Origin of the sequence: Nonomuraea sp. NPDC049421, from assembly GCF_040677005.1 — a bacterium.
In the GTDB taxonomy this organism is placed as follows: Bacteria; Actinomycetota; Actinomycetes; order Streptosporangiales; family Streptosporangiaceae; genus Nonomuraea; species Nonomuraea salmonea.
Genome location: NZ_JBFAQA010000016.1, coordinates 100,664 through 126,728 on the forward strand (window position 1 = coordinate 100,664; position 26,065 = coordinate 126,728).

Annotated in this window: 26 protein-coding genes and 1 pseudogene; 12 read left to right on the plus strand and 15 right to left on the minus strand. The window is 71.1% G+C overall.

Annotated features, from left to right (window positions below):
* Positions 1-120 precede the first annotated feature (120 nt).
* A complete protein-coding gene (locus AB0K18_RS26455; protein ID WP_364919014.1) occupies positions 121-1,491 on the plus strand; it encodes a cystathionine beta-synthase in 1,371 nt (456 codons plus the stop codon).
* 17 nt (positions 1,492-1,508) lie between these two features.
* Here AB0K18_RS26455 and AB0K18_RS26460 read toward each other — a convergent pair whose 3' ends face one another.
* Positions 1,509-2,651: a histidine kinase gene (locus AB0K18_RS26460; RefSeq protein WP_364919017.1), complete on the minus strand. Its 1,143-nt coding sequence runs from the start codon at positions 2,649-2,651 to the stop codon at positions 1,509-1,511.
* A gap of 137 nt (positions 2,652-2,788) precedes the next feature.
* Between AB0K18_RS26460 and AB0K18_RS26465 the strand changes: the two genes are divergently transcribed.
* Together AB0K18_RS26465 and AB0K18_RS26470 are read left to right on the plus strand one after the other, a co-directional pair.
* Entirely contained in the window at positions 2,789-2,983 is a 195-nt protein-coding gene (locus AB0K18_RS26465) for a hypothetical protein (RefSeq protein ID WP_364919019.1), read from the plus strand.
* A 30-nt stretch (positions 2,984-3,013) separates the two neighbouring features.
* On the plus strand, positions 3,014-4,153 hold the full coding sequence (locus tag AB0K18_RS26470; protein ID WP_345390193.1) for a cystathionine gamma-synthase: 1,140 nt from the start codon (positions 3,014-3,016) through the stop codon (positions 4,151-4,153).
* A 21-nt stretch (positions 4,154-4,174) separates the two neighbouring features.
* On the opposite strand, the gene AB0K18_RS26475 is transcribed toward AB0K18_RS26470, so the two are convergent.
* Together AB0K18_RS26475 and AB0K18_RS26480 are read right to left on the minus strand one after the other, a co-directional pair.
* Positions 4,175-4,603, minus strand: coding sequence for a hypothetical protein (locus AB0K18_RS26475; RefSeq protein ID WP_364919022.1), 429 nt, complete (start codon positions 4,601-4,603; stop codon positions 4,175-4,177).
* A gap of 10 nt (positions 4,604-4,613) precedes the next feature.
* Positions 4,614-4,739 carry a hypothetical protein gene (locus AB0K18_RS26480; protein WP_364919024.1) on the minus strand — a complete coding sequence of 42 codons (126 nt, stop codon included), beginning with the start codon at positions 4,737-4,739 and terminating at the stop codon, positions 4,614-4,616.
* A gap of 139 nt (positions 4,740-4,878) precedes the next feature.
* Between AB0K18_RS26480 and AB0K18_RS26485 the strand changes: the two genes are divergently transcribed.
* Positions 4,879-5,301: a DUF6292 family protein gene (locus tag AB0K18_RS26485; RefSeq protein ID WP_345390187.1), complete on the plus strand. Its 423-nt coding sequence runs from the start codon at positions 4,879-4,881 to the stop codon at positions 5,299-5,301.
* 44 nt (positions 5,302-5,345) lie between these two features.
* Here the strand turns inward: AB0K18_RS26485 and AB0K18_RS26490 are convergent, their stop codons facing one another.
* Together AB0K18_RS26490 and AB0K18_RS26495 are read right to left on the minus strand one after the other, a co-directional pair.
* On the minus strand, positions 5,346-5,807 hold the full coding sequence (locus AB0K18_RS26490) for a VOC family protein (protein WP_364919028.1): 462 nt from the start codon (positions 5,805-5,807) through the stop codon (positions 5,346-5,348).
* Entirely contained in the window at positions 5,804-6,406 is a 603-nt protein-coding gene (locus AB0K18_RS26495) for a DinB family protein (protein WP_364919030.1), read from the minus strand. Before AB0K18_RS26495 ends, AB0K18_RS26490 begins: the two co-directional genes overlap by 4 nt.
* Positions 6,407-6,467: 61 nt before the next feature.
* Here AB0K18_RS26495 and AB0K18_RS26500 point away from each other — a divergent pair, with 61 nt between their 5' ends.
* The 3 genes and pseudogenes from AB0K18_RS26500 to AB0K18_RS26510 all read left to right on the plus strand — a co-directional run.
* A complete protein-coding gene (locus tag AB0K18_RS26500) occupies positions 6,468-7,448 on the plus strand; it encodes a YafY family protein (protein WP_364919033.1) in 981 nt (326 codons plus the stop codon).
* Positions 7,449-7,475: 27 nt separating this feature from the next.
* Positions 7,476-7,685: a hypothetical protein gene (locus AB0K18_RS26505; RefSeq protein ID WP_364919035.1), complete on the plus strand. Its 210-nt coding sequence runs from the start codon at positions 7,476-7,478 to the stop codon at positions 7,683-7,685.
* Positions 7,649-7,813, plus strand: a pseudogene (locus tag AB0K18_RS26510) (zinc-binding dehydrogenase); the annotation flags it as partial. The gene AB0K18_RS26505 and the pseudogene AB0K18_RS26510, both read left to right, overlap by 37 nt.
* A gap of 61 nt (positions 7,814-7,874) precedes the next feature.
* Here AB0K18_RS26510 and AB0K18_RS26515 read toward each other — a convergent pair.
* The 4 genes from AB0K18_RS26515 to AB0K18_RS26530 all read right to left on the minus strand — a co-directional run bounded on the left by AB0K18_RS26515 (position 7,875) and on the right by AB0K18_RS26530 (position 12,573).
* Positions 7,875-8,333, minus strand: coding sequence for a GNAT family N-acetyltransferase (locus AB0K18_RS26515; protein ID WP_364919038.1), 459 nt, complete (start codon positions 8,331-8,333; stop codon positions 7,875-7,877).
* Between the two features lie 41 nt (positions 8,334-8,374).
* Positions 8,375-10,333 (minus strand): hypothetical protein, encoded by a 1,959-nt coding sequence (locus AB0K18_RS26520; protein WP_364919041.1) that lies wholly within the window; start codon positions 10,331-10,333, stop codon positions 8,375-8,377.
* Positions 10,334-10,384: 51 nt separating this feature from the next.
* Positions 10,385-11,119 carry a hypothetical protein gene (locus AB0K18_RS26525; RefSeq protein WP_364919043.1) on the minus strand — a complete coding sequence of 245 codons (735 nt, stop codon included), beginning with the start codon at positions 11,117-11,119 and terminating at the stop codon, positions 10,385-10,387.
* Positions 11,120-11,181: 62 nt separating this feature from the next.
* Positions 11,182-12,573, minus strand: coding sequence for a sigma 54-interacting transcriptional regulator (locus AB0K18_RS26530; RefSeq protein ID WP_364919046.1), 1,392 nt, complete (start codon positions 12,571-12,573; stop codon positions 11,182-11,184).
* Positions 12,574-12,744: 171 nt separating this feature from the next.
* Here AB0K18_RS26530 and AB0K18_RS26535 point away from each other — a divergent pair, with 171 nt between their 5' ends.
* Entirely contained in the window at positions 12,745-13,920 is a 1,176-nt protein-coding gene (locus AB0K18_RS26535) for an FIST N-terminal domain-containing protein (protein WP_364919269.1), read from the plus strand.
* 100 nt (positions 13,921-14,020) lie between these two features.
* Complete coding sequence (locus tag AB0K18_RS26540; RefSeq protein ID WP_364919049.1) at positions 14,021-15,301, plus strand: ROK family protein; 1,281 nt, start codon at positions 14,021-14,023, stop codon at positions 15,299-15,301.
* A gap of 251 nt (positions 15,302-15,552) precedes the next feature.
* On the opposite strand, the gene AB0K18_RS26545 is transcribed toward AB0K18_RS26540, so the two are convergent.
* From AB0K18_RS26545 to hppD, 5 genes are all read right to left on the minus strand, one after another.
* Complete coding sequence (locus tag AB0K18_RS26545) at positions 15,553-16,194, minus strand: hypothetical protein (protein WP_364919052.1); 642 nt, start codon at positions 16,192-16,194, stop codon at positions 15,553-15,555.
* 53 nt (positions 16,195-16,247) lie between these two features.
* A complete protein-coding gene (locus AB0K18_RS26550; protein WP_364919055.1) occupies positions 16,248-16,793 on the minus strand; it encodes an RNA polymerase sigma factor in 546 nt (181 codons plus the stop codon).
* A gap of 74 nt (positions 16,794-16,867) precedes the next feature.
* Complete coding sequence (locus AB0K18_RS26555; protein ID WP_364919058.1) at positions 16,868-18,277, minus strand: M1 family metallopeptidase; 1,410 nt, start codon at positions 18,275-18,277, stop codon at positions 16,868-16,870.
* Positions 18,278-18,317: 40 nt separating this feature from the next.
* Positions 18,318-18,755: an RDD family protein gene (locus AB0K18_RS26560; protein WP_364919061.1), complete on the minus strand. Its 438-nt coding sequence runs from the start codon at positions 18,753-18,755 to the stop codon at positions 18,318-18,320.
* Between the two features lie 47 nt (positions 18,756-18,802).
* The gene (gene hppD / locus AB0K18_RS26565) at positions 18,803-19,912 is read right to left on the minus strand and encodes a 4-hydroxyphenylpyruvate dioxygenase (protein ID WP_364919064.1); all 1,110 of its coding nucleotides are present in this window, start codon (positions 19,910-19,912) and stop codon (positions 18,803-18,805) included.
* A 103-nt stretch (positions 19,913-20,015) separates the two neighbouring features.
* On the opposite strand from hppD, the gene AB0K18_RS26570 reads away from it, so the two are divergent.
* Positions 20,016-20,501, plus strand: coding sequence for an Lrp/AsnC family transcriptional regulator (locus tag AB0K18_RS26570; protein ID WP_364919066.1), 486 nt, complete (start codon positions 20,016-20,018; stop codon positions 20,499-20,501).
* Positions 20,502-20,764: 263 nt separating this feature from the next.
* Positions 20,765-22,756, plus strand: coding sequence for a transglycosylase domain-containing protein (locus AB0K18_RS26575; protein ID WP_364919069.1), 1,992 nt, complete (start codon positions 20,765-20,767; stop codon positions 22,754-22,756).
* 97 nt (positions 22,757-22,853) lie between these two features.
* On the opposite strand, the gene AB0K18_RS26580 is transcribed toward AB0K18_RS26575, so the two are convergent.
* Positions 22,854-24,815 (minus strand): thioredoxin domain-containing protein, encoded by a 1,962-nt coding sequence (locus AB0K18_RS26580; protein WP_364919072.1) that lies wholly within the window; start codon positions 24,813-24,815, stop codon positions 22,854-22,856.
* A 90-nt stretch (positions 24,816-24,905) separates the two neighbouring features.
* On the opposite strand from AB0K18_RS26580, the gene AB0K18_RS26585 reads away from it, so the two are divergent.
* On the plus strand, positions 24,906-26,057 hold the full coding sequence (locus AB0K18_RS26585; protein ID WP_364919075.1) for a hypothetical protein: 1,152 nt from the start codon (positions 24,906-24,908) through the stop codon (positions 26,055-26,057).
* Positions 26,058-26,065: the final 8 nt, after the last annotated feature.

Consider the following 26,065-nt stretch of genomic DNA (forward strand, 5'->3'; position numbering starts at 1 on the left):
CCCTCCCCAGTCGAACTCGGCGGTAGCGTTTGCATGAAACTAACCGAGGGCCGGCCACCCCCACTGGACCTCGGCCATCGGCAAGCTGACCAAGCTTCGGCAAAGAAGGTGAACACCTCGGTGCGCGTTTACGATTCCCTGGTCGACCTGATGGGCAACACGCCGCTCGTCAGGCTGCACAAAGTCACCGCGGGCGTCCCCGCGCAGGTGCTCGCCAAGGTCGAGTACTTCAACCCCGGGGGCTCGGTCAAGGACCGCATCGCGGTGCGCATGATCGAGGCCGCCGAGAAGTCGGGCGCGCTGCGTCCCGGCGGCGTGATCGTCGAGCCGACCTCGGGCAACACCGGCGTCGGCCTGGCCATCGTGGCCCAGCAGAAGGGCTACAGGTGCCTGTTCGTGGTGCCCGACAAGGTGGCCCAGGACAAGATCTCGGTGCTGCGGGCGTACGGCGCCGAGGTGGTGGTCTGCCCGACCGCCGTCTCGCCCGACCACCCCGAGTCCTACTACTCGGTCTCCGACCGGCTGGCCCGCGAGATCCCCAACGCCTGGAAGCCCGACCAATACTCCAACCCCAACAACCCCGACTCCCACTACCACTCGACGGGGCCCGAGATCTGGGAGCAGACCGAGGGCCGGGTCACGCACTTCGTGGCGGGCATCGGCACCGGCGGCACGATCTCCGGCACCGGCCGCTACCTCAAGGAGGTCTCCGGCGGCCGAGTGAAGATCATCGGGGCCGACCCCGAGGGCTCGGTCTACTCCGGCGGATCCGGGCGGCCCTACCTCGTGGAGGGCGTGGGCGAGGACATCTGGCCGGCCACGTACGACACGGAGATCTGCGACGAGATCATCGCCGTGTCCGACAAGGACTCCTTCAACATGACCCGCAGGCTCGCCCGCGAAGAGGGGCTGCTGGTCGGCGGGTCGTGCGGCATGGCCGTGGTGGCGGCGCTGCGGGTGGCGGCCACGGCGGCGCCCGGCGACGTGGTGGTGGTGCTGCTGCCCGACGGCGGCCGCGGCTACCTGTCGAAGATCTTCAACGACGACTGGATGGCCGACTACGGCTTCCTCATCACGTCCTCCGACGAGGGCACGGTCGGCGACGTGCTGGCCCGCAAGGGCGCGGGGCTGCCGGAGTTCGTGCACGTGCACCCGCACGAGACGGTCGGCACGGCCATCTCGATCATGCGCGAATACTCGGTGTCGCAGCTGCCGGTCATGAAGGAGGAGCCGCCGGTCATGGCGGCCGAGGTGGTCGGATCCATCGTCGAGCGCGATCTCCTCGAAGCCCTCTACCACGGCAGGCTCTCCTCCGACGATCCGATCTCCGATCACATGTCCGCGCCGCTACCCACGATCGGCTCTGGTGAACCTGTGGCCATTGCGGTGGAAGCGCTGGAGAAGGCCGATGCGGCCGTTGTGCTGGAGGACGGCAAGCCGGCCGGGCTGATCACCCGCCAGGACCTGCTCGCCTTCCTGGCCAACCACTGACGGGTTCCCGCTCCCCGTCAGGAGAGCGGGAACTCGGCCACCACTTCCCATGCGCCCTCGGGGGAGGGGCCCGCGTAGAGCCGTCCCCCCAGCGCCTCCACCCGCTCGGCCATGCCCACCAGCCCGAACCCGCCGCCGAGCCGGGACACGCGCGAATCCGAGCCCGAGCCGAAGTTCCGCACCCGCAGCGTCACCAGCTGCTCAAGGCGGCGCAGCTCCGCCTCCACCCAGGCGGTGCGCGCCGCGTGCTTGCGCACGTTCGTCAGCGCCTCCAGGAGCACGCGGTGCAGGGTGGTCATGACCTCGGGCGGCAGCGTACGGTCGTCGATGCCCTGCCCGATCTCGAAGGCCACCTTCGGCCCCTCGGCCGAGAACCGCTCGGTCATCATGCGCAGGTCGGCCAGCGTGACGCCGGGCGTCCTGCCTGCCTCGTCCTCCGCGCGCAGCACGGTGACCATGCGGCGCATCGACGTCAGCGCGTCCGAGCCGGCCGAGGCGATCGCGTCCAGCGCGGGCAGCACGGCCTGCGGGCTGCTCTCGGCGACCGTACGCGCGGCCTGGGCCTGCACCACGATGCCGGTGATGTGGTGGGCGACCAGGTCGTGCAGCTCCCTGGCCAGCTCCAGGCGCTCCGCCCTGCGTACCGAGTGGACCGCCTCGGTCCGCCGCTCCTGCTGGAAGCGCAGGTAGCCGCCGACGCCCGCGGTCATCGACCAGCTCGCGAACAGCAGGAACGAGAACATCAGCCCCGCGTTGTGGTACTCGCGGCCGCCGGCCTCGGCCATCAGGACGGCGAGGCCGAGGCAGGACAGCAGGGCGGCGTTGCGTACCGGCTCGACGTGCCGCAGCACGCCGAGGGTCAGGATGAGCAGCGAGCCGGTCTCCGCCATGCCGGGCAGGCCGCCGTTGCCGATGGCGGCCAGCGCCATCGACGTCACGAACGACAGGCCGAGCAGGGCGAGATAGCCCTGCGTACGGAACCTGCGCCGCAGCACCAGCGCCGTGATGCCGGCCGCTCCGCAGATCAGGACGAGCCACTGCTGAGGCCCCAGGCCCGCGGCGAACACGAGATCGATCAGCAGGAGGAGGCCGAGCCAGCCGTACATGGCCAGCTCGCTGAGCCGGCGGATCCAGTACACGACGCGTTTCGAGTCCCCCACGGCGTCGAGCCTAAGCCTGAAGTCGGACAAGCCGTATCGACCGTTCGGCCGACCGGGCGTTCCGTAGACCAGCCCTTCAGGGGAGGTGGCGGACGGGGGCCCTCGCCGATGCTGGAGAGGTCGGAAAGGGGACAGACATGGTTGCCATCGGGTTCGCCCTCCTCGGGGTCGGGCTGGTCGTCGCGGTGATGCTCGCGCTGGCCGACCCGGTACTGCTCTCGCGCATCAACGGGGAGCACGCGGAGGGCGGCAGTGGCCGATTCATCGACGCGGACGTCGTTCGGTTGCCCGCGCGGTCCGGCGGGGACAGGCACGAGACCAGGGCGGCTTGAGCGCGGCGCGCGTCCACTAACGTGGCTGGTATGAGCAACGGTTTTGAGACCCTGGCCATTCACGCAGGTCAGGAGCCCGACCCGCTGACCGGCGCGGTCGTGCCGCCGATCTACGCCACGTCCACCTACAAGCAGGACGGCGTGGGCGGCCTGCGGTCCGGATATGAGTACAGCCGCTCGGCCAACCCGACCAGGACCGCGCTCGAAGCCGCGCTGGCCGCCGTGGAGGGCGGCGCGCGCGGGCTCGCGTTCGCGTCGGGTCTCGCCGCCGAGGACACCCTCCTGCGTACGGTCTGCAAGCCGCAGGACCACGTCATCATCCCCGGCGACGCCTACGGCGGCACCTACCGCCTCTTCTCCAAGGTCCACGAGCGCTGGGGCCTGCACTACGACCCCGTGCCGCTCCACGACCTCGACGCCGTGGCCACCGCCATGACGCAGAAGACCAGGGTCGTCTGGGTCGAGACGCCCACCAACCCGCTGCTCGGCATCGCCGACATCGCCGCTCTGGCGCAGCTCGCCCACGACAACGGCGCGCTGCTGGTCGTCGACAACACCTTCGCCTCGCCCTACCTGCAGCAGCCGCTCGCGCTCGGCGCCGACGTGGTCGTGCACTCGACCACCAAATACGTCGGCGGGCACTCCGACGTGGTGGGCGGCGCGCTGGTGGCCGCCGACGCGGGGCTCGGCGAGGAGCTGGCCTTCCATCAGAACTCGATCGGCGGGGTGGCCGGGCCGTTCGACGCCTGGCTGACGCTGCGCGGGCTCAAGACGCTCGGCGTGCGCATGGACCGCCACTGCGCCAACGCCGAGCGCGTCGTCGACCTGCTGCTGTCGCACCCGAAGGTGACCGAGGTGCTCTATCCGGGGCTGCCCGACCACCCCGGCCACGTGGTGGCGTCGAAGCAGATGCGCAGGTTCGGCGGCATGGTGTCGTTCCGCGTCGCAGGGGGCGAGGCGGAGGCCGTGGCGGTGTGCGACCGCGCCAAGCTCTTCACGCTGGGGGAGTCGCTCGGGGGAGTGGAGTCGCTCATCGAGCACCCCGGCCGCATGACGCACGCCTCGGCCGCCGGGTCGCCGCTCGAGGTGCCCGCCGACCTGGTGCGCCTGTCGGTCGGCATCGAGACCGCCGACGACCTGCTCGCCGACCTCACCCAGGCGCTGGGCTGAGCCGTTCCTGACGGTGGCTCCCTACTCGGGCACCACCATCAGGAAGAGGATCACCAGCCAGATCACCGACAGCAGGCTGCTGATCGCGGCGATCCGTCCGTTCTCGACCTTCGCGTCGTCCTCGGCGCTCTCGTTGGAGAGCGCCTGTACGGCGGCGCGCAGGTCACGGTCGATGAGGACGAGCAGCACGATGCCCACGATGAACAATGTCATCGACGCCGTCATATACCAGCGGCCGAGCAGCCCGCCGCCCATGACGATGCCGAGGATCAGGCCGAACACGAACACGCCGATGCTGCCGATGGCGTAGATCCTGGTCGTGCGCTGGATGAAGCGCAGCGCGGGCACGTTCTTGGTGCGGATGACCCGGGGCGCCGACATCGTCGCCGCGGTGATCGGACCGAGCGTGAAGATCGCGAATCCGATGTGCAGCCAGAGAAGCAGGTCCATGCGGGAGAGACTAGTCCCCGGTGATCTCGCCGGGGGATTCGACACTCTCTTTGCTCTTGGCAGAGCAATGCATGCACAGCTCCATGGCCGTCACCGTGACGACCATGAGCACGACGAGGAGCACCGCGGTAATCATGGGTCCTCCTCCTTCCCCGTCGGGGACGTAAATATCGTCCGTAATGACTAGACGGCTGTGCAACGGAATAAGTTCGGCGCGGGTATGGTTGGGCAACGCCGCTTTTTCCTTACCGTTTGGGCACAAGGAGGTGCCGTCCGTGGCCATCAAGCACGTCGAGCCGTACTCCGACGAGTGGCTGCAGCAGCCGATCAGCTACGTGCAGCGCGTTGTCGAACTGCTCGGGTCAGAGGTCTCGGACTGGTGGGAGGGCCCCTGCGATCCGCGTGACGCCACGGTCAAGCTCACCGACGGCACCGCGCTCGTGTGGGACGAAGAGAGCGGGTGGCGGCTCGGCCGGTTCGTCGCCGGCGGGCGCGGGCAGCACACCGAGCTTTCGGGCGTCCGTTATCTCGGTCACGGGCTGCTGCCGCGGCCCGAGCGGGTCCGCGAGGCGTTGCGCGACGCGCGCGCCGGGGTGGGCGCCAGCTCGGCCTGGCGCCCCTGCTACCGCTCCCACCGCAACTGCCGCGACGGCTTCGACGTCGCCCTCGACTTCTACTCGCGCCTCGTGGACGCCTGACCCTCTCGCCCCGCGCCCCTGACCCCTCGCCTGCCGTGCAGGGTTCAGTCCAGGCAGAACTCGTTGCCTTCCGGGTCGAGCATCACGATGTGGCCGCCGCTCATCGGCGGCTGCGGCTCGTACCTCTGGACCCGGGTGGCGCCCAGCTTGAGCAGCCGCTCGCACTCCGCCTCCAGCGCCGCCATGCGCTCGTCGCCCGTCAGGCCGGGAGCGGCACGCACGTCGAGGTGCACGCGGTTCTTCGCGACCTTGTCCTCGGGCACCTGCTGGAAGAACACCCGGGGCCCGGCGCCGTCGGGGTCCTCGATGGCCGAGCTGCTGTTGCGCCGCTCCTCCGGCACGCCCATGCGCTCCAGGAAGTCGTCCCACGCGGCCAGCGGGTCGGCGCCCGCGGGCAGCTCGACCCCGGGAGGCGCGGGGTGGACGTACCCGAGCACGTCGCGCCAGAAGACGGACAGCGCGCGCGGGTCGTGAGCGTCGAAGGTGATCTGAACGTGCCGGCTCATTGCTGGGCGCCTTCCGTGGTTCGTGCGTCGTTCGCCAGGTGGGTGTGCTGGTAGAGGTCGCGCAGCAGGCAGACCTCGGACAGATGGTGGATCAGCTCGCGGTGGATGTGCAGCACCAGATCCGCCATGGGGGATTCAGGGTACGGCTCCTTGTCCCCGACCGGGACGCGCAGCTCGTCCTCGCCCAGCCCCTGAACGCCGGCCAGCCACGCCTCGACCTCCCTGTCCAGCTGGTCGAGCGCCTGCGCCGCGGTGCCGGCGTACTCCCAGGTCTCGTACGACGCCGGCGGTCCCCCGAAGTGGGACGCGGTGCGAGCGGCGAGCACGCCGACGATGACGTGCCCGAGCCGCCAGGCGATGGTGGTGAACGGCGCCGGGACCGGTGTCGGATAGGCGAAGTCGATGGTGAAGTCTCCCGCCCCGCCCTGGATGGGTGCCGTCGACCGGCCGCGCGGCCACACGCTCCAGGGGTCGGGCACGGGAGACCAGAAGTACTCGTCGTCGGTGAGCCCCTCCAAGCGGGGCCGCAGCTGGTTATGCCAGTGCCAGGTGAACTGCTCGCGCAGCGTCCCGTTCCAGTCGAACGCGGTTGTGCTCATGGCTCCACGATGACACCCCTAGCGGACAGGATCGGTCCGCAATCTCTGGCAGGCTGAAAAAATGACCCTGGCAAGCGAGGACGAACGCGGAACGACGGAGCGGGTGCTCACCCTGCTCGGGCTGCTCCAGCAGCGCCAGATCTGGACCGGGCCCGAGCTGGCCGCCCGGCTCGGGGTGACCTCACGTACCGTGCGGCGCGACGTCGAACGCCTGCGCACGCTCGGCTACCCGGTGCACGCCAGCCAGGGGGTCGGCGGCGGCTACCAGCTCGGCCCGGGGCAGGACCTGCCGCCGCTGCTCCTCGACGACGAGGAGGCGATCGCCACCGCCGTCTCCCTACTGGTCGGGGCCGGTGGGGCGGTGGCCAGCGCGGGTGACGCCGCGCTGCGGGCGCTCACCAAGCTCGACCGGGTGCTGCCCACGCGGCTGCGGCACGAGGTGCGGGCGCTGGCCGGCTCGGTGGAGTCCTTCGCCGGTGGCGGCCGGGATCCGATCGACCCGAAGGTGCTGATGACGCTGGCCAGGGCGTGCCGGGACGAGGTGGAGGTCGCCTTCGCCTACCCGTCGCGGGAGGGGCAGCGGACGCGGACGGTGGAGCCGTACCGGCTGGTCGCCTCCTCCCGGCGCTGGTATCTGCTCGCCTTCGACCTCGGCCGCGACGACTGGCGTAGCTTCCGGGTCGATCGGATGAGCGAGGTGGCCGCGCGGACCCGGCGGTTCCGGCCACGGGAGGCGCCGGACGCGGCGGCGTACGTGCAGGAGAGCGTCACCACGCGCGTCTACCGGCACCAGGCGCGCTTCCTCGTGCACGCGCCGTTCGAGGTGGTGCGGGCGCAGGTGCCGGCGGCGGCGGGCGTCGTGCACGACCGGGGGAGCGACGGCTGCGAGGTGGTCGCCGGCGCCGACGACCTCGACTTCGTGCTCATGCACGTGGTGCTGCTCGGACACGACTTCGACGTCCTCGACCCGCCCGAGCTGGCCGCCCGCTGCCAAGCCCTGTCCGCCCGCCTCCTCGCAGCCGCCCGGGAGGCCGGTCCGTAGCGGTTTTTGTCGCTTATGGTGTGTTTCGTGAGTGCCAGTCAGCGTCGCCGTGAGCAGCTCAAGGAGTTCCTGCGTGCCAGGCGCGAAGCGCTCGCGCTGCCGTTCGTCCTGGCGATCGAGGTGTCCGGTCACGTCAGGGCGCTGGGCCCCGGTGTCGAAGGGCTGCGGGTGGGGCAGCCTCCGCCTTCGCCGCCACCTTCCCGGAAACCGCAGGCCAGGCCCTCCGCCGAGCCGTGAACGCCGCCGCGAGCGGCGACCTGCGCGTGCAGATCGACCGGCTCCCCCTGACCCAGGCCGCAGAAGCCCACCGCCGCATCGAATCAGCGGCCACCACCGGCAAACTGGTCCTGGAAGTCCGGCGCTGAGCAACACCCGACGAAGACCAGCCCGGGCACGCCTTCGTGCGTGCCCTGCCTGTGGTGGTGGCTAGGGCTTGGGGGTGTGGAGGGCCAGCATGATGTGGTGGTCGTCGCCGTGGTGGACGATGCCCTCGCGTTGGAAGCCGTGTTTCTCCAGCAGGCGGACGGAGGCGGTGTTGCCCTCGTGGGGGTCGGCGTACAGCGGGCGGTTGGGCTCCTCGGCGAGGAAGAGCGCCATCGCGCGGCTGCCGATGCCGCGCCCCCAGAAGGCGCGCCCGAACCAGTAGCCGATGAAGCGCCGCTCCTCCTCCCACCACGCCACCAGGTTGCCCGCCAGTTCCCTGTCGGCCAGCACGGCCCGCACGTAGACGGTCGGGTCGCCGAGGATGTTGGCCTTCCAGTGGCGCAGGAACGCCTCACGCTCGCGTGGCGCGAACCTCGACCGCCGCGCCGCCTCGGGATCGTGCTCCTGCGCCAGGAACACCTCCAGATCGGCCTCCGTCACGTCTCTCAGCCGTACGTCCATGCCGGGCAGTCTCGCAGGCGGCACCGACAACCTCGCGGCCGTCAGCGCGTACGGCGCAACCGCAGGAAGTCGCTCACCACGTATTCGCCCAGCCGGTCGGCACTCGGCGAGAAGACCCGCCCGCCGTTGCGCCGCGCCACCTCGTCCACGAACTCCTTCAGCCGGTCGTCGGCCGCCAGCATGAAGACGTTGAGCGTGGCCCGCCGCCGGGTCATCTTGTCCACCTCGGACAGCGTGAGCTCCAGCGTCTCGTGCGACGGCGGCCACTCGAACGCCGAGCGCCCGTTGCGCATGAGGTGGGCGGTCGGCTCGCCGTCGGTGACGACCAGCACCACCGGCTCGAAGTCGGGGTGGCGGTCGAGGTGGCGTCCGGCGATGAGCAGCGCGTGGTGCAGGTTGGTGCCCTGGACCATGTCCCAGTCGAGCCCGGCCAGCTCGTCGGGCTGCAGCACCCTGGCGTAGTTGGAGAAGCCGATGATCTGCACGGCGTCCTGCGGGAACTTCGAGGCCACCAGCGCCTGCAGGGCCAGCGCCGTCTGCTTGGCGGCGGCCCACGTGCCGCGCAGCGCCATGGAGTAGGACAGGTCGACCAGCAGGCAGACGGCCGCCGCGCTGCGCCGCTCGGTCTCGGCCACCTCGAAGTCGTCGACCGACAGCCGCACCCCGACCCGGTCGCCGAGGGTGACGCCGCCGCTGCGCACGCCGTTGACCAGCGTGCGTACGACGTCGATGGGCTGCTCGTCGCCGAACCGCCACGGCCGCGACGACCCGGTCAGCTCTCCGGCCGAGCCGGCGTCGCGCTGGTCGTGGTCACCTCGGCGCCCTGCGTCGAGCGAGGAGAAGACCCGGCGCAGCGCGGTCTCGCCGAGCCGGCGCACGGCCTTGGGGGTCAGCTCCAGCTTGCCGCGCCGGCGCAGGAGGTAGCCCTGCTCCTCAAGCTCGCGTTCGATGCGCTTGAGCGCTTCGAGGTCGTCGACCGCTGAGCGGCCGAGCGCGCGGCGTACGGCGGCCTCGTCGATGTCGTCGAGCCGCGCGCCCGGGTAGTCCTGGCGCAGGGCGGTCTCGAGCTGGGTGAGGTCGGCCAGCTCCTCAAGCGCGGTGACGGCGTCGCCCATGGCCAGCGGCTCTTCGCCGGTGAGGCGCTCGGGGGCGTTCCAGGCGAGGTCGGGGCGGCGGGAGTAGAGGGCCTCGCCGAGCCGGCGCATCTCGTCGGCCAAACCCGCCTGCTCAAGGGTCTGGTTCATCAGATTGCCCAGCTCTTCGCGCTGGCGCGGCGTCATCGAGGCCAGCATGCGCTGGGTGGCGGCGGCGCGGCGGGCGAGGATGTCGACCAGCTCGTCGAGGTTGCGGGGCTTCTCGGGGAACAGGTCGCCATAAGACGACATGAATTGCTCGAAATCGGCTTGGGTGTGCTCGCCGCGGGCGTCCTTGTCGAGCATCGCGTTGAGGTCCGCCATCATCTCGCGGACGCGCTGCATCGCCTCGGGATCGGGGTTGGCCAGCGCGTCGCGCAGCCCTCTGAACTGGCTGTCGAGCACCTCCCGGCGCAGCAGGTCGCGCAGCTCCTCGAAGGTCTGCCTGGCCGCCTGGGAACGCCAGTCGTAAGAGCTCAGCTCCTGGATCGCGCTCGCGGTGTCCTCGGGCAGCGCGTCGAGGCCCGCCTCCCGCAGCCGCGCGTCGTCGGACGGGTCGGGGAACAGCTCGGCCCGCTCCTGCCCGATCGCCTTGTCCAGCAGCGCCCTCGCCCGCTCCAGCGTGCCGTCGAGCCGCCCGCGCTCGCGCAGGTCACGGCGGCGCTTGCGGACCTCCCTGAGCATGTCGTCGAGCCCGCGCCGCTCCTGGGTGCCCGGCAGGCCGCGCTTGAGCAGGTCGCGCAGGGCATGGACCGGGGTCGAGCCCGACAGGATGGCGTCGCCCATCTCGTCGAGCGCGGCGCGTACGTCATAGGGAGGCGCCAGGGGATCGGGGCCGTCGTGGTACTCGCCATAGCGGAAGGCCATCACGAAACCACGCTAACCCCGAAACAAGCCCCGTGGTGTTACGCCGAGAGCTCAGGCGTCGCCGAAGACCTCCCACACCTGGTTGAGCGCGCCGGAGCCGGGCGTGTAGTCGATCTTCGCCAGGACGGGGTACTTGACGGTCTTGAGGGCCTTCGTCAGGTCCGTCCACCTGCACGCTTTCTTCCCCAGGCCGTTCTTGTCCGCGTTGACCGGGCGGCCGGTGAGCCAGCCGTCGCCGCAGCGGGCCGTGGTGCGGGAGAACGTGGTCGCGTACGTGTAGCCCAGCTTGACCGTCTTTCCGCCGCTCGCGAACAACACGGTCGTGTCGTTCACCCGCTTGATCGTCCCCGTGGCCGTCCGCGGCTCGGGCCACTCGTTGAGCAGGATCTCGTTGACCCGGACAGCCGCGCCGCTGCGGTACTCGACCCGCACCGGCACGGGCCCGCGGGCCAGCGAGGCGGTCAGGTCGGCGGGCGCGCAGCGCGTACGGCCCAGCCCGTTGCCGTCGAGCGCGACCCTGCCCTCGGTCTCCTTCAGGTCGCAGGCCGTCGTGACCCGCCCGTACGCGGCCTTGGCGTAGCCGAGCCGCAGCTCCTTGGCCCCGGCGACGCTCGCCAGCCGGTGGAACCTGGTGCCCTTGACCCGGGCCGCCTTCTGGGGCACGAGCCGCAGGCGGCCCTGGCCGTCGGCCCACGCGTACCCGTACGCGGACGTGGCGGCCTCGGCGGGTGCCGCGAACCCGCCCAGGACGAGAGCGGCGGCGGTGGCGCAGGCAAGCAGGCGCATGACGGTCTCCCCCGGCTAAGTGATGAACTCACCCCCTTTGACGCGGGAGACCGCCGACATGTTCACGTGCGGTAAACGGTCACGCCGTCAAGATCTTCCTTGGACAGCCGCCGCATCAGGTAAAGACCCTCAAGGGCGAACTCCAGCGCCGCCGCCGCGTGCCCGGGCGACTCCTCGCCCGCGCCCATGCCGAGCCGCGACATGACCTTGGCGAGACCGGCGACCGGCCCGATGCGGGTGAGCAGGTCACCGGCGGAGACCAGCTCGCCCGACTCCACCTGGTTGCCCTCGGCGAACTTGTCGGTCACCGGCGACAGGTCCATGCCGCCCAGCCGGCTCCTGAACGTCTCGGCCGTCGCCCGGCGCAGCAGGTGGGCCAGGATCTCGGTCTCCCTGCCCTCCTCGCTGACCTCGAACTCCACCTTGCCGCGCAGGCTGTGGACCACGCAGCCGAGGTCGACCACGCGGGTGACCGGCTGGTCCTCGCCCGTGAGGGCGGCACGGCGCACCGCCGAGGCGGCCGCGGTCTCGGCCGCGGCGATCGAGAACCTGGCCGACACGCCGGAACGGGCGTCGACCGCGGTCGACTCGCGGACGAGCCGGGTGAAGCGGGCGATCACCTCGACCAGGTGCTCGGGGACGTCGGCCCCGATGTCCGGCATGGACTCCTGGCGGATGAGCGTCAGCTCGTCCTCGACGGTCAGCGGGTAGTGGGTGCGGATCTCGGCGCCGAACCGGTCTTTCAGCGGCGTGATGATCCGGCCCCTGTTGGTGTAGTCCTCGGGGTTGGCGCTGGCGATGAGCAGCAGGTCGAGCGGCAGGCGCAGGTTGTAACCGCGCACCTGGACGTCGCGCTCCTCCAGCACGTTGAGCAGCGACACCTGGATGCGCTCTGCCAGGTCGGGCAGCTCGTTGACGGAGAAGACGCCGCGGTTGGTGCGCGGCACCAGGCCGTAGTGGACCGTCTCGGGGTCGCCGAGCCGGCGCCCTTCGGCGATCTTGATCGGGTCGACGTCGCCGATCAGGTCGCCCACGGAGGTGTCGGGAGTGGCGAGCTTCTCGCCGTAGCGCTCGTCGCGGTGCTTCCACGCCACCGGCAGCTCGTCGCCCAGCTCCCGCGCCAGAGCCTGGCAGCGGGTGCAGGCCGGCGCGTACGGGTGGTCGTTGATCTCGCAGCCCTCGATCACCGGCGTCCACTCGTCGAGCAGGCCCGTGACCGTGCGGATGAGCCGGGTCTTGCCCTGACCGCGCTCGCCCAGCAGAACCAGGTCGTGCCCGGCGAGCAGCGCCCGCTCCAGGTGGGGCAGGACGGTGTCGTCGAAGCCCACGATGCCGGGGAAGCGGGGCTCACCCGCCCGCAGCTTGGCCAGCAGGTTTTCCCGGACCTCGGCTTTGACGCTGCGATGAACGTGGCCGCTCTCTCGCAACTCGCGGAGAATACGTGGCTGATGCACGGGAACGAGACTACGTCCCCTGCGAGGAATGTGGCAGAGACTTTCGCACCTGGCGGAGATTTCGGATCTTGACTATTAGGTGACGGTTCGTGCGCGTGCTTGTCCCTTTAGTGGGGAGAATCGGGCCTAGGGAACTTGGACATGTCGAGGGAGGCGAGATCCGTGGCCTTGATGACAAGCCGCTTCGCCGACGGCCTCGCCGTGGGTTCCGACCTGGTGGAGGCCGCGGAGAACGCCGTCGGCCAGGCACTGTCGAGGCTCAGCGGCCAAGCAGATCTGGTCTGCTTCTTCATTTGCGGCGACGACCCCGACGACGTCGCCAGGGCCGGCGAGGCCGCGATGAAACTCGCGCCCGAAGCGCACGTGATCGGATGCAGCGCCACCGGAGTGATCGGTGACGGTCAGGGGGTGGAGCTGACTCCCGCCGTGAGCGCGTGGGCGGCGACCCTGGAGGGCGCTCGGCTCACCACGTTCGCGCTGGAGACGCTGGCGGCCGAGGACCGGTTCGTGGTCGTGGGGCTGCCGGAGCGCAACGGGGACGACCACGTGGCGATCCTGCTGGCCGACCCGTACACCTTTCCGACCGACGCGTTCGTGGAACGCTCGGTCGACGTGCTCGGGGAGCTGCCGCTCATCGGCGGGCTGGCCAACGGGCTGCAGGGACGCGGGTCCGTACGCCTCTTCGCCGACGGCGAGATCTACACAGAGGGCGCCATCGGCGTGCTGCTCAGCGGGCCGATCAAGGTCAGCACGGTGGTGAGCCAGGGCTGCCGGCCGATCGGCCCCAGCATGGTCGTCACCGCCTCCGAGGACAACCTGCTGCTGGAACTGGCCGGGCAGCCCGCGCTCGCCCGCCTCGAGGACATCGTCAGCGACCTCGACGAGGACGACCGCGAGCTCGTCGCCTCCGGGCTGCAGATCGGCCTGGCCATGGACGAGTACGCCGAACGCCACGAACGCGGCGACTTCCTCATCCGGGGCGTCATCGGCATCGACCCCGACAGGGAGGCCGTCGCCATCGGGGACGTCGTCGAGGTCGGCAGGACCGTACGCTTCCAGGTCCGCGACGCCGCCACCGCCGACGAGGATCTCTACGACCTGCTCGACGCCCACCGCGAGGAGATCGGCAAGGTGGACGGGGCGCTGCTGTTCTCCTGCAACGGGCGCGGCTCCGCCATGTTCGGCACCGCCGACCACGACCCGGTCGCGCTGCGCGACACGCTGGGCCCGATCGGCGTGGCGGGCTTCTTCGCGGCCGGCGAGGTCGGGCCGGTCGCCGGCCACAACCACGTCCACGGCTTCACCGCCTCCGTCCTGGTCTTCTCCAGCCCTACGAGCACCCCGTGACGCTGCCCGCGAAATGGGGCTCACGGGGCTCACGGGGCTCACGGGGTACAGGGCCGGTCGTGACGAGGCCCGTCCTGCGCGGCGTACGGGCCGGGACTTCGTGATCCTCGCCATTGACGTCGGCGGCACCAAACTGGCCGCCGGCCTGGTCTCCCGCGACGGGACGGTGACCGGACGGCGGCGGGTCGCGACGCCGCAGGGCGCGGACGCCGAGACCCTCTGGCGTACGCTCATCGCCCTGGTCGAGCCCCTCGCGGGTCACGCGGACGCGGTGGGGGTGGGCTGCGGCGGCCCGATGAGCTGGCCGGACGGCGAGGTCTCGCCGCTCAACATCCCCGGCTGGCGGCGCTTCCCGCTGCGCGCCCGCCTCGCGGAGCGGTTCCCCTCCTTACTGGTACGCCTGCACAACGACGCCGTCTGCCTGGCCGTCGCCGAGCACTGGCTGGGCGCCGGGCGCGGCAGCACGGACATGCTCGGCATGGTCGTCTCCACCGGCGTGGGCGGTGGCCTGATCCTGGGCGGCCGCCTGGCCCACGGCCGCACCGGCAACGCCGGGCACATCGGCCACGTCGTGGTCGAGCCCCACGACGGCCCCCGCTGCACGTGCGGCGGCCACGGCTGCCTCGAGGCAGTGGCCCGCGGCCCCGCCCTGACCGCCTGGGCCCTGGCGAACGGCTGGCGCCCGAACCCCCGCAAATCCCCGGCTCCCGTCCCCGCACCGGTCACCGCCCGCCGGGTCCTCGACGTGTCCCCAGACACCCCCCAACAGTCGGACACCGCCGTGAGATGCGGCGGCGCCGCAGGCGGCGAGTCCGGGCGGCCTGACGGGACGCACGTGCGGCCGGCAGAACGGGACGGCGAGGGCGCGCTGCACGCCGATGCCGCCGGGGGCCGCGTGCTGACCGGGAGCGAATACGACGGGGACGGGGTCGCGTTCCGGAGGAACCGGGCGGCGCCCGGGAGCGGTCTTGGTGGGGAGGAGGTCGCGTTCCCGGGGGAGCGGGGGGCGGCCGGGAGTGGTCTTGGCGGGGAGGGGGTCGCGTACCGGGAGGATCGGGAGGTGACGGCGCGGGAGCTGGCGGCGGACGCGCTGGCCGGGGACCCGGTGGCCGTACGGGCGATGCGGCGGGCCGGGCGGGCGCTCGGCGTGGCGATCGCCTCCGCCACGCACCTGTGCGACCTCGGCCTGGTCACCGTCGGCGGGGGGCTGGCGCAGGCGGGGGAGCCGCTGTTCGGCCCGCTGGAGGAGGCGCTGCGCGAGCACGCCAGGATGGGCTTCGCCCGGAACGTCGAGGTGCTGCCCGCCGCACTCGGCCAGGACGCGGGCCTCGTCGGCGCCGCCGCCCTCCACCTGGCCACCGACCGCTACTGGCCCACCTGACCCCCGACCCAAAAGGCCCGAAAGCAACGCTTCGGTCTGCGGGTCGGGGGAGCGGGGCGGCCTTTGGCTTGCGGAGGCTGGGGGCGGCGCGGCCTTCGGCCTGCGGGGCTCGGGATTCTACGTGCGCTTCGGTCTGCGGGTCCGGAGAGTGACGCGTCCCTTGCCTATGGAGGTCGGGGAGTCCAGTGCACGGCAGCCTAGGCCCGGTGTCTCCTCGCTGCTCGGGGAGGGGGCACCGGGCCTGGCCTCGGTCAGGGGTGGGTGGTGGTGAGGGTGGGGCCGTCGTCGGGGTCGGGGCGGGAGTTCGTTGACGGGCCCTCGTCCTGATGGCCGCCGGACCTGCCCTGGCCGGGAGGCGGCAGGGGGAGGGAGGCGGGTTCGCAGGGAGCCACCTGGCCCTCGACGATTTCCAGGCTGGTGGCGGAGGGAGGTGCCGTGTCGCCCTGGGCGCTCTTCGAGACGGTCAGGACCAGCGTGGAGCCCTTGGGGACCTGGCCCTTCTCGATGGTGAAGGCGATGCCGTCGCCGTCCTTGCGGATGCCCGTCGCGAAGGCCCCTCCCGCGTCCGCGTGACGGCCGCGCGGCGCCTTGCAGGTCTGGCCCTCGGGCAGATAGTCCACCGCCGCAGGGACGCCGGCCGCGGCCAGGTCGCGTTCGAGGCCGTCGGGGTCGGTGAAGGCGTGGATGCGTACGCTGACCCCGCCGTCGGAGCCCTTGCTGACCGCGTACGCGGGCTCCGAGCCCACCCCGGCCAGCACCACCACCGCGGTGGCGGCCGCCGCGACCCCCGCCACCGCGGCGGTCAGCCCCACCAGCCGGCGCGGGCGCCGTGCGGGCGCCGTCACTACCGCCGTCACTTCAGGCGTCACGTCCGGCGTCGTCTCTGTCGCCATCCTCGTCCTCATCTCGTCCTTGAGTGCACTGAGAAGGCGGTCCTCGAAGGTGCTCACGTCTGTCCTTCCACGTACACGGCCGATGGCGAAGCGACGCCGGAGAGGGCACGTCTGGCCCGGTGGAGTCTGACCCGCGCGGTCACCTGCCTGATGCCCAGCGCCGCGGCGGCCTCGGTGACGGTGAGCTGGTCGATCGCGACCAGCTCGAGCACCGCCCGCTCGCCCTCGGGCAGCACCGCCATGGCCTCCAGAGCGCCGCGCATCTGCCGCTCGGCGTCGATGCGCTCCTCCATCCTGGCCAGGTCGTCGTCGTCCATCAGCCGCCGCCCGGCGACCCGGCCCGTGGCCCGCGACTCGCGAGCCGCCCGCCGGTGCTGGGCCGACACCACGTTGCGTGCGATGCCGTACAGCCAGGCGACCTCGCTGCCCCGGCCGGCGCGGTAGGTGTGCGCGGAGTCGAGCACCGCCAGGAAGACGTCCGCCGTCAGGTCCGCGGCCAAGTGGGGGTCGCTGACCCGGCGGACCACGAACCGCTGGACGGCGTCGACGTGGCGGCGATAGAAGGCCTCAAAGGCCCCGGGGTCTTCGTTGAGGCGCACCGGCCTCGCTCCCTTCGTCGTTCGCCCTTACACCCCTACTTGGACCGGGCGGCGGGAAGCGTTTCCGAGCGCGGTCAGGCGGGACGGCTGGGCTGGTAGAGCCAGGCGTCGAAGAGGGGGCCGAGGTCCTTGCCCGACAGCCGCTCGGCCAGGCCGATGAACTGCTCGGTGGTGACGTTGCCGTAGCGGTGCTCGGCCGTCCAGGTCTTGAGCAGGGCGAAGAACGTGGGGTCGCCGATGGCCTTGCGCAACGCGTGGAGCGTCATGCCGCCGCGCGTGTAGACGGACTGGTTGAACAGGTCGTCGGGCTTGGCGCGGCCGGGCGGGTAGGACCACATGGGGTCGGACGCGGGCCGCGCGTGGAGCTCGTTGAACGTGGCGTCGGCGGTCTTGGTGCCCTTGTGCTCGGACCACAGCCATTCGGCGTAGGTGGCGAAGCCCTCGTTGAGCCAGAGGTCCTTCCACCGCTCGATGGTCAAACTGTTGCCGAACCACTGGTGGGCCAGCTCGTGCGCGATGATCGACTCGTCGGGCTCGAAGCCGCCGTAGAGGGGCTTGGTCTGGTTTTCCAGCGCGTAGCCGGCGGAGTAGTCGTCGACGACGCCGCCGGTGGAGGAGAACGGGTAGGGGCCGAAGACCGTCGTCCAGTAGTCGGTGATCTCGCCTGAGGCGGTGTAGAGGTGGTCGAGCGAGCGCTTGAACCTGGGGTCGGTGGCGGCGAGGTTGAGTATGCCGGCGGCGGTCCTGCCCTCGCGCAGGTCGAACTTGCCGAGCGTGGCCGTGGCGAGGTAGGTGGCCATGGGGTGGCGCTCGCTCCACTTGTAGGTGGTCAGGCCGCCCTTGGTGGCGGGCTTGGCCGTCATCTCGCCGTTGGCCAGCGCGGTCACCCCGGCGGGCACGGTGATGGTGAAGTCGAAGGTGGCCTTGTCGGCGGGGTGGTCGTTGCTGGGGAACCAGGTCTTGGAGCCGTTGGGCTCGGAGGCCACGAAGGCGCCGTCGGGGGTGGGGATGAAGCCGTAGGTGCCGAGGTTGGCGCTGTCGTTGGCGGGCCTCGGCCGGCCGGAGTAGGTGACCTTGACGGTGAAGGAGGACGAGGCGCCGATCGTCCTGGCCGGCCGCACGGTCAGCTCGGAGCCCTGCCGGGTGAAGGTGGCCGCCGCGTCGTCGACGCTCACCCCGCGCACGTGCAGGCCGGTGAGATCGAGGTTGAAGCTGGACAGGTCTTGGGTGGCGGCGGCGCGGATGGTGGCGACCCCGTCGAGGCGCTTGGCCTTGGGCGTGTAGGTGACGTCGAGGTCGTAGTGGGCGACGTCGTAGCCGCCGTTTCCGTCTTTCGGGAAGTCGGGGTCGCCGATGCCGGCCGCCCCCGCGCGCTCGCCCCCGACCACCGAGTTGCCGATCGGCGGCGGCTCGTCGCTCGCCGTACAGGCGGTCAAGGTGCTGAGCGCCGCCAGCAACGCCACCCCGCTTCTGGTGAAACGCATACGAGCCCCCTTCGTATCGTGACCAGAAGTTTACGCTGCGTCAGGCGATGACGACGACGGTCCTCGCGGCTTTGTCGTGCAGGGCCTGCTTGCGCGGGTCGAAGAGGATCCAGCCGAGATCGAGCAACGCGCCCAGACAGCAGAACCAGACGAGCACGCTCTCCACGGCCTGCCTGACGGCGACCTGCCCCACGCCCATACTGCCGCCGGATTCCGCCACGACACGGATGCCGAAGAGTTTCTTTCCCAGAGTCTGACCATTCCAGAAGGCGTGGAGCAGCCAGAAATAGAGAAAGGCGACCAGGCCGGCGAAGAAGGTGTGCTCGACGGGATAGCGCGCCCACACGCCGGCGTCCCAGGCGTAGGTCCAGGTCGTCCAGGTGAAGGGGGTGGTGATGACGTTGACGATCAGCCAGTCGAGCACGCCGGCGAACAACCGCCGCCAGCGCCCCGCCAGCCCCGGAGGCGGCAGTCCCATGCGGGGATGGATGACCGCCGCCCTCCCGAGGCAAACCACCGGCTACATCAAAGGTTGCCCCTGCGCTCCTGCTCGCGCTCGATGGCCTCGAACAGCGCCTTGAAGTTGCCCTTGCCGAAGCCGAGCGAGCCGTGCCGCTCGATGAGCTCGAAGAAGACCGTGGGCCTGTCCTGCACCGGCTCGGTGAAGATCTGCAGCAGGTAGCCGTCCTCGTCGCGGTCCACGAGGATCTTGCGATTCTTCAGCTCCTCGATCGGCACCCGCACCTGCCCGATGCGCTCGCGCAGCTCGGGATCGTCGTAGTAGGAGTCGGGGGTGTCGAGGAAGCGCACCCCGGCGGCGCGCATGTGGTCGACGGTGGTGAGGATGTCGTTGGTGGCGAGCGCGATGTGCTGCACGCCCGGCCCGCCGTAGAACTCGAGGTACTCGTCGATCTGCGACTTCTTGCGGCTGACCGCCGGCTCGTTGAGCGGGAACTTGACCTTGCGGCTGCCGTCGGCGACGACCTTGGACATGAGCGCGGAGTACTCGGTGGCGATGTCGTCGCCGATGAACTCGGCCATGTTCGTGAAGCCCATCACCTTGCGGTAGAACTCCACCCACTCGTCCATCTTGCCCAGCTCGACGTTGCCGACGCAGTGGTCGACGGCCTGGAAGAGCCGGCCGTTCTTGGTGGCGGGCGGGGCGACCAGCGGCTCGGCGGCGGCGTAGCCGGGCAGATAGGGGCCGCCGTAGTTGGACCTGTCGACCAGGGTGTGCCGGGTCTCACCGTACGTCGCGATGGCCGCGAGCTGCACCTTGCCGTGCTCGTCCTCCATCGTGTACGGCTCCACCAGCCCCCGCGCCCCGTGCGCCACGGCGTGCGCGTAGGCGGCCTCCACGTCGGGCACCTGGATGGCCAGGTCGATGACCCCGTCGCCGTGCGCGGCCACGTGCCGGGCCAGGTCGGTGCCGGGCCGCAGCGACCCGCGGAACTCGAACGTGGCGCCGCCCGAGGTCAGCACGTACGCGGCCGTGTCCCGATCACCGTTCTCCGGGCCCCGGTAGGCGACCAGTCGCATGCCGAAAGCGGTCGAGTAGTAGTGGGCCGCCTGCCTGGCGTTGCCCACGGCGAACACCACGGCGTCCATGCCGTTGACCGGAAAGACATCACTCATACCACCAACTCTCGATTTTCCTGGACGAGTTGCGCAAGAGTTACTTATATGAGTGCACAATCTGCCTAGTATCAGCCCGCCATAGACGGTAAATCTGTACAGCATGACGATCGATGACCTCGACGCCCGTCTCATCGCCCTGCTCGCCGCCGAGCCCCGGCTCGGCGTGCTGGAGTGCTCGCGCCGGCTCGGCGTGGCGCGCGGCACCGCGCAGGCCAGGCTCGACCGCCTCGTGGACCGCGGCGTGATCACCGGCTTCGGCCCCGACGTGTCGCCCGCCGCGCTCGGCTATGACGTGACGGCGTTCGTGACGATGGAGATCAGGCAGGTGGCCGGGCACGACCCGGTGGCCGACCGGCTGGCGGCCATCCCCGAGGTGCTGGAGGTGCACACGATCACCGGCGACAGCGATCTCCTCTGCCGCGTCGTGGCGCGGACGAACGCCGATTTGCAGCGGGTTATCGACTTGATCGTCGATGTACGGGGCGTACTCCGGACTAATTCGATCATCGCCCTTGACACTCCGGTTCCCTACCGAGTGCTGCCTTTGGTCGCCGATGTTCCACGTCGCGAGGGCCGCCAGTCGTAGTATCGCTAGGGACGAGGCACCGTTGTGGATCGTTTACCCTTGGCATTCGCCCAGCTTGCGGGGGTTGGGCGAGGGTCGACGAGGGGGGTGGCCGAAGGGTGCGTAGTGGCGGTGGAAAAGGAATGCGGAAGCGGCGGATTCTCCGAATAGTCCTGATATCCAGCGGCGCGGGAATCCTCGTACTGGTCGGGCTTTTCGCCGTTGCGTGGGCACTGACTCCCATTCCGGACGAGACCCAGAAGCAGGCGACCGCACAGGGTTCCGTGATCTATTACCGCGACGGAAAGAGCGTGCTCGCCCGGCAGGGCGTCGACCGCCGGCGGGTCGATCTGTCGCAGGTGCCCAAGCACGTGCGCGACGCCGTCATCGCCGCCGAGAACCGCTCCTTCTACGAGGACGCCGGCGTGTCGGTCAAGGGCACCGCGCGGGCCGTCTGGTCCACGCTCACCGGCCGCCAGCTCCAGGGCGGCTCCACCATCACCCAGCAGCTCGTCCGCAACTACTACAGCGGCCTCAGCCAGGAGCGCTCGGTCACCCGCAAGTTCAAAGAGATCCTCATCGCGATGAAGGTCGACCAGTCCAAGTCGAAGGACTGGGTGCTGGAGCAATACCTCAACACGATTTACTTCGGACGGGGCGCCAACGGCGTCCAGTCGGCCGCCCGCGCCTACTTCGGCAAGGACGTCGAGAAGCTCAGCGTGGCCGAGGGCGCCTATCTGGCGGCGGTGATCCAGCAGCCCAGCCGCTTCGCCGACCCCAAGGGCTCCGACCTCGCGGCGGCCAGGGCGCGCTGGCAGTCGGTGATCAAGGCGATGGGGCAGACCGGCGCGCTGACCCCGCAGCAGGTGGCCGCCGAGCGCTTCCCCGAGCTGGTCGAGCCGAAGAAGCCGTTCGAACTCAAGGGCCAGGCCCAATACATGCTGGAGCAGGTCACCGCCGAGCTCAACCGGCGCGGCTACAGCGACGAGGACATCAACGGCGGCGGCCTCAAGATCGTCACGACCTTCGACAAGAAGCTCATGCAGGCCGCCAAGCGGGCGGTCACCGAGGTGCTGCCCGACGCCACGCCGAAGAAGGTGCGCACCGGGCTCGCCGCCGTCGATCCCGCCACGGGCGAGGTCGTGGCCTTCTACGGCGGCAAGCCGTCACAGTCGAAGTACTACGACAGCGCGTTCTCGGCCAAGGTCATGGCGGGGTCGACGTTCAAGCCGTACACGCTGGCCGCCGCGCTCGACAACGGCTTCGACCTGTCCACCAGGGTCGACGGCAACTCGCCGCTGCGGGTCGCCTCGGCCGCACAGGCCATCCCCAACGACGGCGACCGCTCGTACGGGCAGATCAACCTCATCTCCGCCACCCAGAACTCCGTCAACACCGCCTTCGTCGACCTCGGCCAGAAGGTCGGACTCGACAAGGTGGCCGAGGTCGCCGAGGCGGCCGGCATCCCCGCGTCCCAGCTCGACCAGCACAAGCACGCCGCCGCCTTCCCGCTCGGCGTGGCGTCCGTCAGCGCCGTCCAGAACGCCTCGGGCTTCTCCACCTTCGCCAACAAGGGCGTGCACATGGAGGCCCACGTGGTGAAGTCGGTGACCGACGCCGAGGGGCGCGAGCAGGTCGTCGAGCCGGTCGCCACCAAGGTGGTCGGCGAGCAGGCCGCCGCCGACACCACGTACGCGATGCAGCAGGTCGTCAAGTACGGCACCGGCACCGCCGCCCGGCTCTACGACCGCCCCGTCGCCGGCAAGACGGGCACCACGGACGAGTCGAAGTCGGTCTGGTTCAACGGCTTCACCCCGCAGCTCTCGGTCGCGGTCGACATGTTCCGCGACGACAACGCCACCGTCACCATCCCCGGCTACGGCACGCAGTTCGGCGGGCAGCTGCCGGCGCAGATCTGGCGGGCGTTCATGACCGAGGCGATGGCGGGCAAGCCCGTCGAGGAGTTCCCCGAGCCTTCCGAGTACGGCTGGTCGTCCGGCTACACCGAGCCCGACCGCGACCGTGACCTGCCCAGGCCCGACTACACCGCGCCGCCCGCCGACCCCGGCTGGGACGACCCCGAGTCCGACCCCGTCCTGCCGCCCACCGACGAGCCGCCGACGGACGAGCTGCCCGACGACCTGGGCCGCTCGGACGGGCCGCCCGAGGAGATGGCGCCGCCGGAGACGGACGAGCCCGACCAGCCGTCCATCCAGCAGGACGACCTCCAGGACACCCGCCCCCCGGACGGCCGCAACCGCCAGCCCGTCGCTTAGCCGGCGAGCCCGGGAGGCACCGCACGAGCCTTACCCCGGCCGGTCCGGCCGTGGGGCGCCGTGCGGGCCTCAGCCGGCCGCTCAGGGCGTGCGGGGCTCAGCCGGCCAGTTCGGCTTTGAGGTCTTCGACGGTGGTCACCGGCATGCGGCAGGTGAAGCCCCTGCACACGTACGCCGCCGGTGCCCCGCCGACCGGGCCGCGCCCCTCCAGCAGGGCGGGGTAGCCGTCGCCGCCGGGCCGGCCGAGCGCCACCACAAGGCCGGGCGCGTCGGACAGCAGCGCCGCGCGGTGCAGCTCCGCCGTACGCGGGTCGTCGGCCGCACCCACCACCGCGACCTCCACGGGCCCCGACAGCGCCGCCCGCGCCACGGCCAGCCCCCACCCGGCGAACCTGGCGTGCCCGGTGGCCAGCACCGACACGGTGCCGAGCGCGGCCAGCGCGGCCTCCCGGTGCCGGGCGGACCCGGTCAGGGCGGCGTACGACAGCAGCGCCCCGGCGGCCGCGTACTGGCCTGAGGGGGTCGCGTTGTCGGTCGGGTCCTGTGGACGCTGGAAGAGGCGTTCGGCGTCGTCAGCGGTGTCGTAGAAGCCGCCGGCCCCATCGGAGAACCGGTCGAGCAGGGTGTCGAGCAGGGAGCCCGCGAGCCGGAGCCACCTGGGCTCGCCGGTGACGCCGTACAGGGAGATCAGCCCCTCGGCGAGGTCGCCGTAGTCCTCCAGCACGCCGGCGTTCGTGCCGGCCCGGCCGTCCCTGGAGGTGCGCAGCAGCCGGTCACCGTCGATGTGGACGTCCGCCAGCAGCTCGGCCGCCTGCGTGGCCGCCGCGACCAGGTCGGGCCGCTCGAACGCGACGCCGGTCTCGGCCAGCGCCGCGATGGCCAGGCCGTTCCACGCGGCCACCACCTTGTCGTCGCGGCCCGGACGGACCCGCCGCTCCCTTGCGGCCAGCAGCCGCCCCCGCACGTCCTCGTAGCGGGCCTGGTCCTCCGGGTCGCGCAGGAGCTGCAGCACCGAGGTGCCGTGCTCGAACGTCCCCTGCGGGGTCACCTCGAACAGCCCGGCCGCCCACCGGCCGTCGTCCTCGCCGAGCACCTCACGCAGCTCGTCCGGCGTCCAGACGTAGAACTTGCCCTCCACGCCCTCGCTGTCGGCGTCGAGCGCGGAGGCGAACCCGCCCTCGGCCGTGCGCAGCTCGCGCAGCATCCAGCCGGCGGTCTCCAGCGCCACCCGCCGCGCCAGGTCGCCGCCGCCGGCCCGCCACCAGTGCGTGTAGACGCGCAGCAGCAGGGCGTTGTCGTAGAGCATCTTCTCGAAGTGCGGGACCACCCAGCGGTCGTCCACGCTGTAGCGGGCGAAACCGCCGCCGAGCTGGTCGTACATGCCGCCGCGGGCCATCGACTCCAGCGTCTTGACGCTCATCTCGCGCTCGCCGGAACGCAGCAGGAACTCCAGCACCATCGACGGCGGGAACTTGGGCGCGCCGCCGAACCCGCCAGAGGCCGCGTCGAACGACTCCCGCAGATTCTGTACGGCCTGCCGCAGCGTCTCCTCACCCGGCTCAGGCCCGCTGGGCAGCGAGGTGTGCGCGTTGAGCGCCTCGACGACCTTGGCGCCCTGACTGACCACGGAGTCGCGGTCGCCCGTCCAGACGCGGTGCACCTCCTGCAGCAGCCTCCTGAACTGGGGCCGCGGGAAGTAGGTGCCGCAGTAGAACGGATGTCCTTCCGGCGTGGCGAACACCGTCATCGGCCAGCCGCCCTGACGGGTCATGGCCTGCGTGGCGTTCATGTAGACGGCATCGACGTCGGGACGTTCCTCGCGATCGACCTTGACGTTGACGAAGTGCTCGTTCATCAACGCGGCCGTCTCGGCGTCCTCGAAACTCTCGTGGGCCATGACGTGACACCAGTGACAAGCCGAGTAGCCCACGCTGATCAGCAGGGGCACATCACGCCGCCGCGCCTCCGCGAACGCCTCCTCGCCCCAGGGCCACCAGTCGACGGGGTTGGCCGAGTGCTGGAGCAGGTAGGGGCTCGTCGCGTCTTTCAAGCGGTTCATCAGGACCTCCCCGGCCCACACTAGCCACCCCGTCGTGGCGGACCTCACGGCGACGTGCGGCATCGCGCAGGCACGCGTAGGTTACGAGGGGTGGATATCAAGTTCGTCTGCGCGCACGCAGGCCGGCCGGCGACGGCCGTGACCCGCAGGGACGTCGCGCGTGCCCTGCTCGCCGTCCCCTCGGGCGTGGCGCTCGTGGCGCTGCCCGATCTGCGGCGGGCCATGGTCGCGGCGGGCAACCCGCTGTCGGTGGCCTTCTGGGAGTCGGCCAAGGCGACGCTCAGCGCGATCGAGGCGGGCGTGGCGACGGTGGGCGACGTGCAGCGGTGGGTCGAGTCCACGGGCACCGAGCCGATCCTCATGACGCCCAGCTACTTCGTCTGGCCTGAGGAGGACGAGCGCGGGCCGGTGGCGACCGAGATGTTCGCGCGGCTGGTCGCCTACCTGGAGGACAAGGTCGAGGCGGGGGAGATCGACCCAGACGCGCTGGCGGCCGGCGACCAGGAGGCGCGCGCGGCGTACGAGGAGCTGCAGGAGAGCTGGCTGAGCACGCCGCTGTCCGACGGCCGGGTGCCCGGGTTCGCGGTGAGCGACGAGCTGGACGAGGAGCTGTTCTCGGCCTGGGACGAGGAGGAGGAGTTCGCGCTGTCGGAGCTGCGGCGCATACTCGCCGAGCTGCCCAAGCAGCCCGAGCTGCCGATGGCGGAGCTGGAGACGGCGGCGACCAGGCTGCGCGCCCTGCTGGCCCTGCCCGGCTACCCCTCCAGCGTGCTGCGGGCCTGCGCGGGCTTCGACGAGCGGCCGCTGCCCGACGACGACGTGGAGCTGTGGCTGGCGGTCGCGGCGGGCATCGCGGGGCCGATCGCCGACCTGTCGGAGGGCGCCGACGTGCTGGAGGAGTTCGCCGACCTCGACAGGGAGCTGAGCGAGGAGGACACCGCACTCGCCAACCTGTGCGCCATCCAGCACGCCGACTGGCTGGCCGGAGTGGCGGCGCTGGTCAGGATGGGGCCGGGTGTGCTGGCCTCGCCCGAGCGGATGGCGCGGCTGATCGCCGAGTCGGAGGACATCGACATCGACGACCAGGACGACGAGGACCTCCACACCACCGAGAGCCTCTTCGCCTCGGTGGTGAGCCTGTGGGGCCTGCTCGGCATCGTGGACGCCGACGACGTGCTGACCCCGCTGGGCTGGTGGGGCCTGCCCAAGGCGCTGGAGCGCGCCTGGTCGGGCGAGGACTGAGCCCCGGG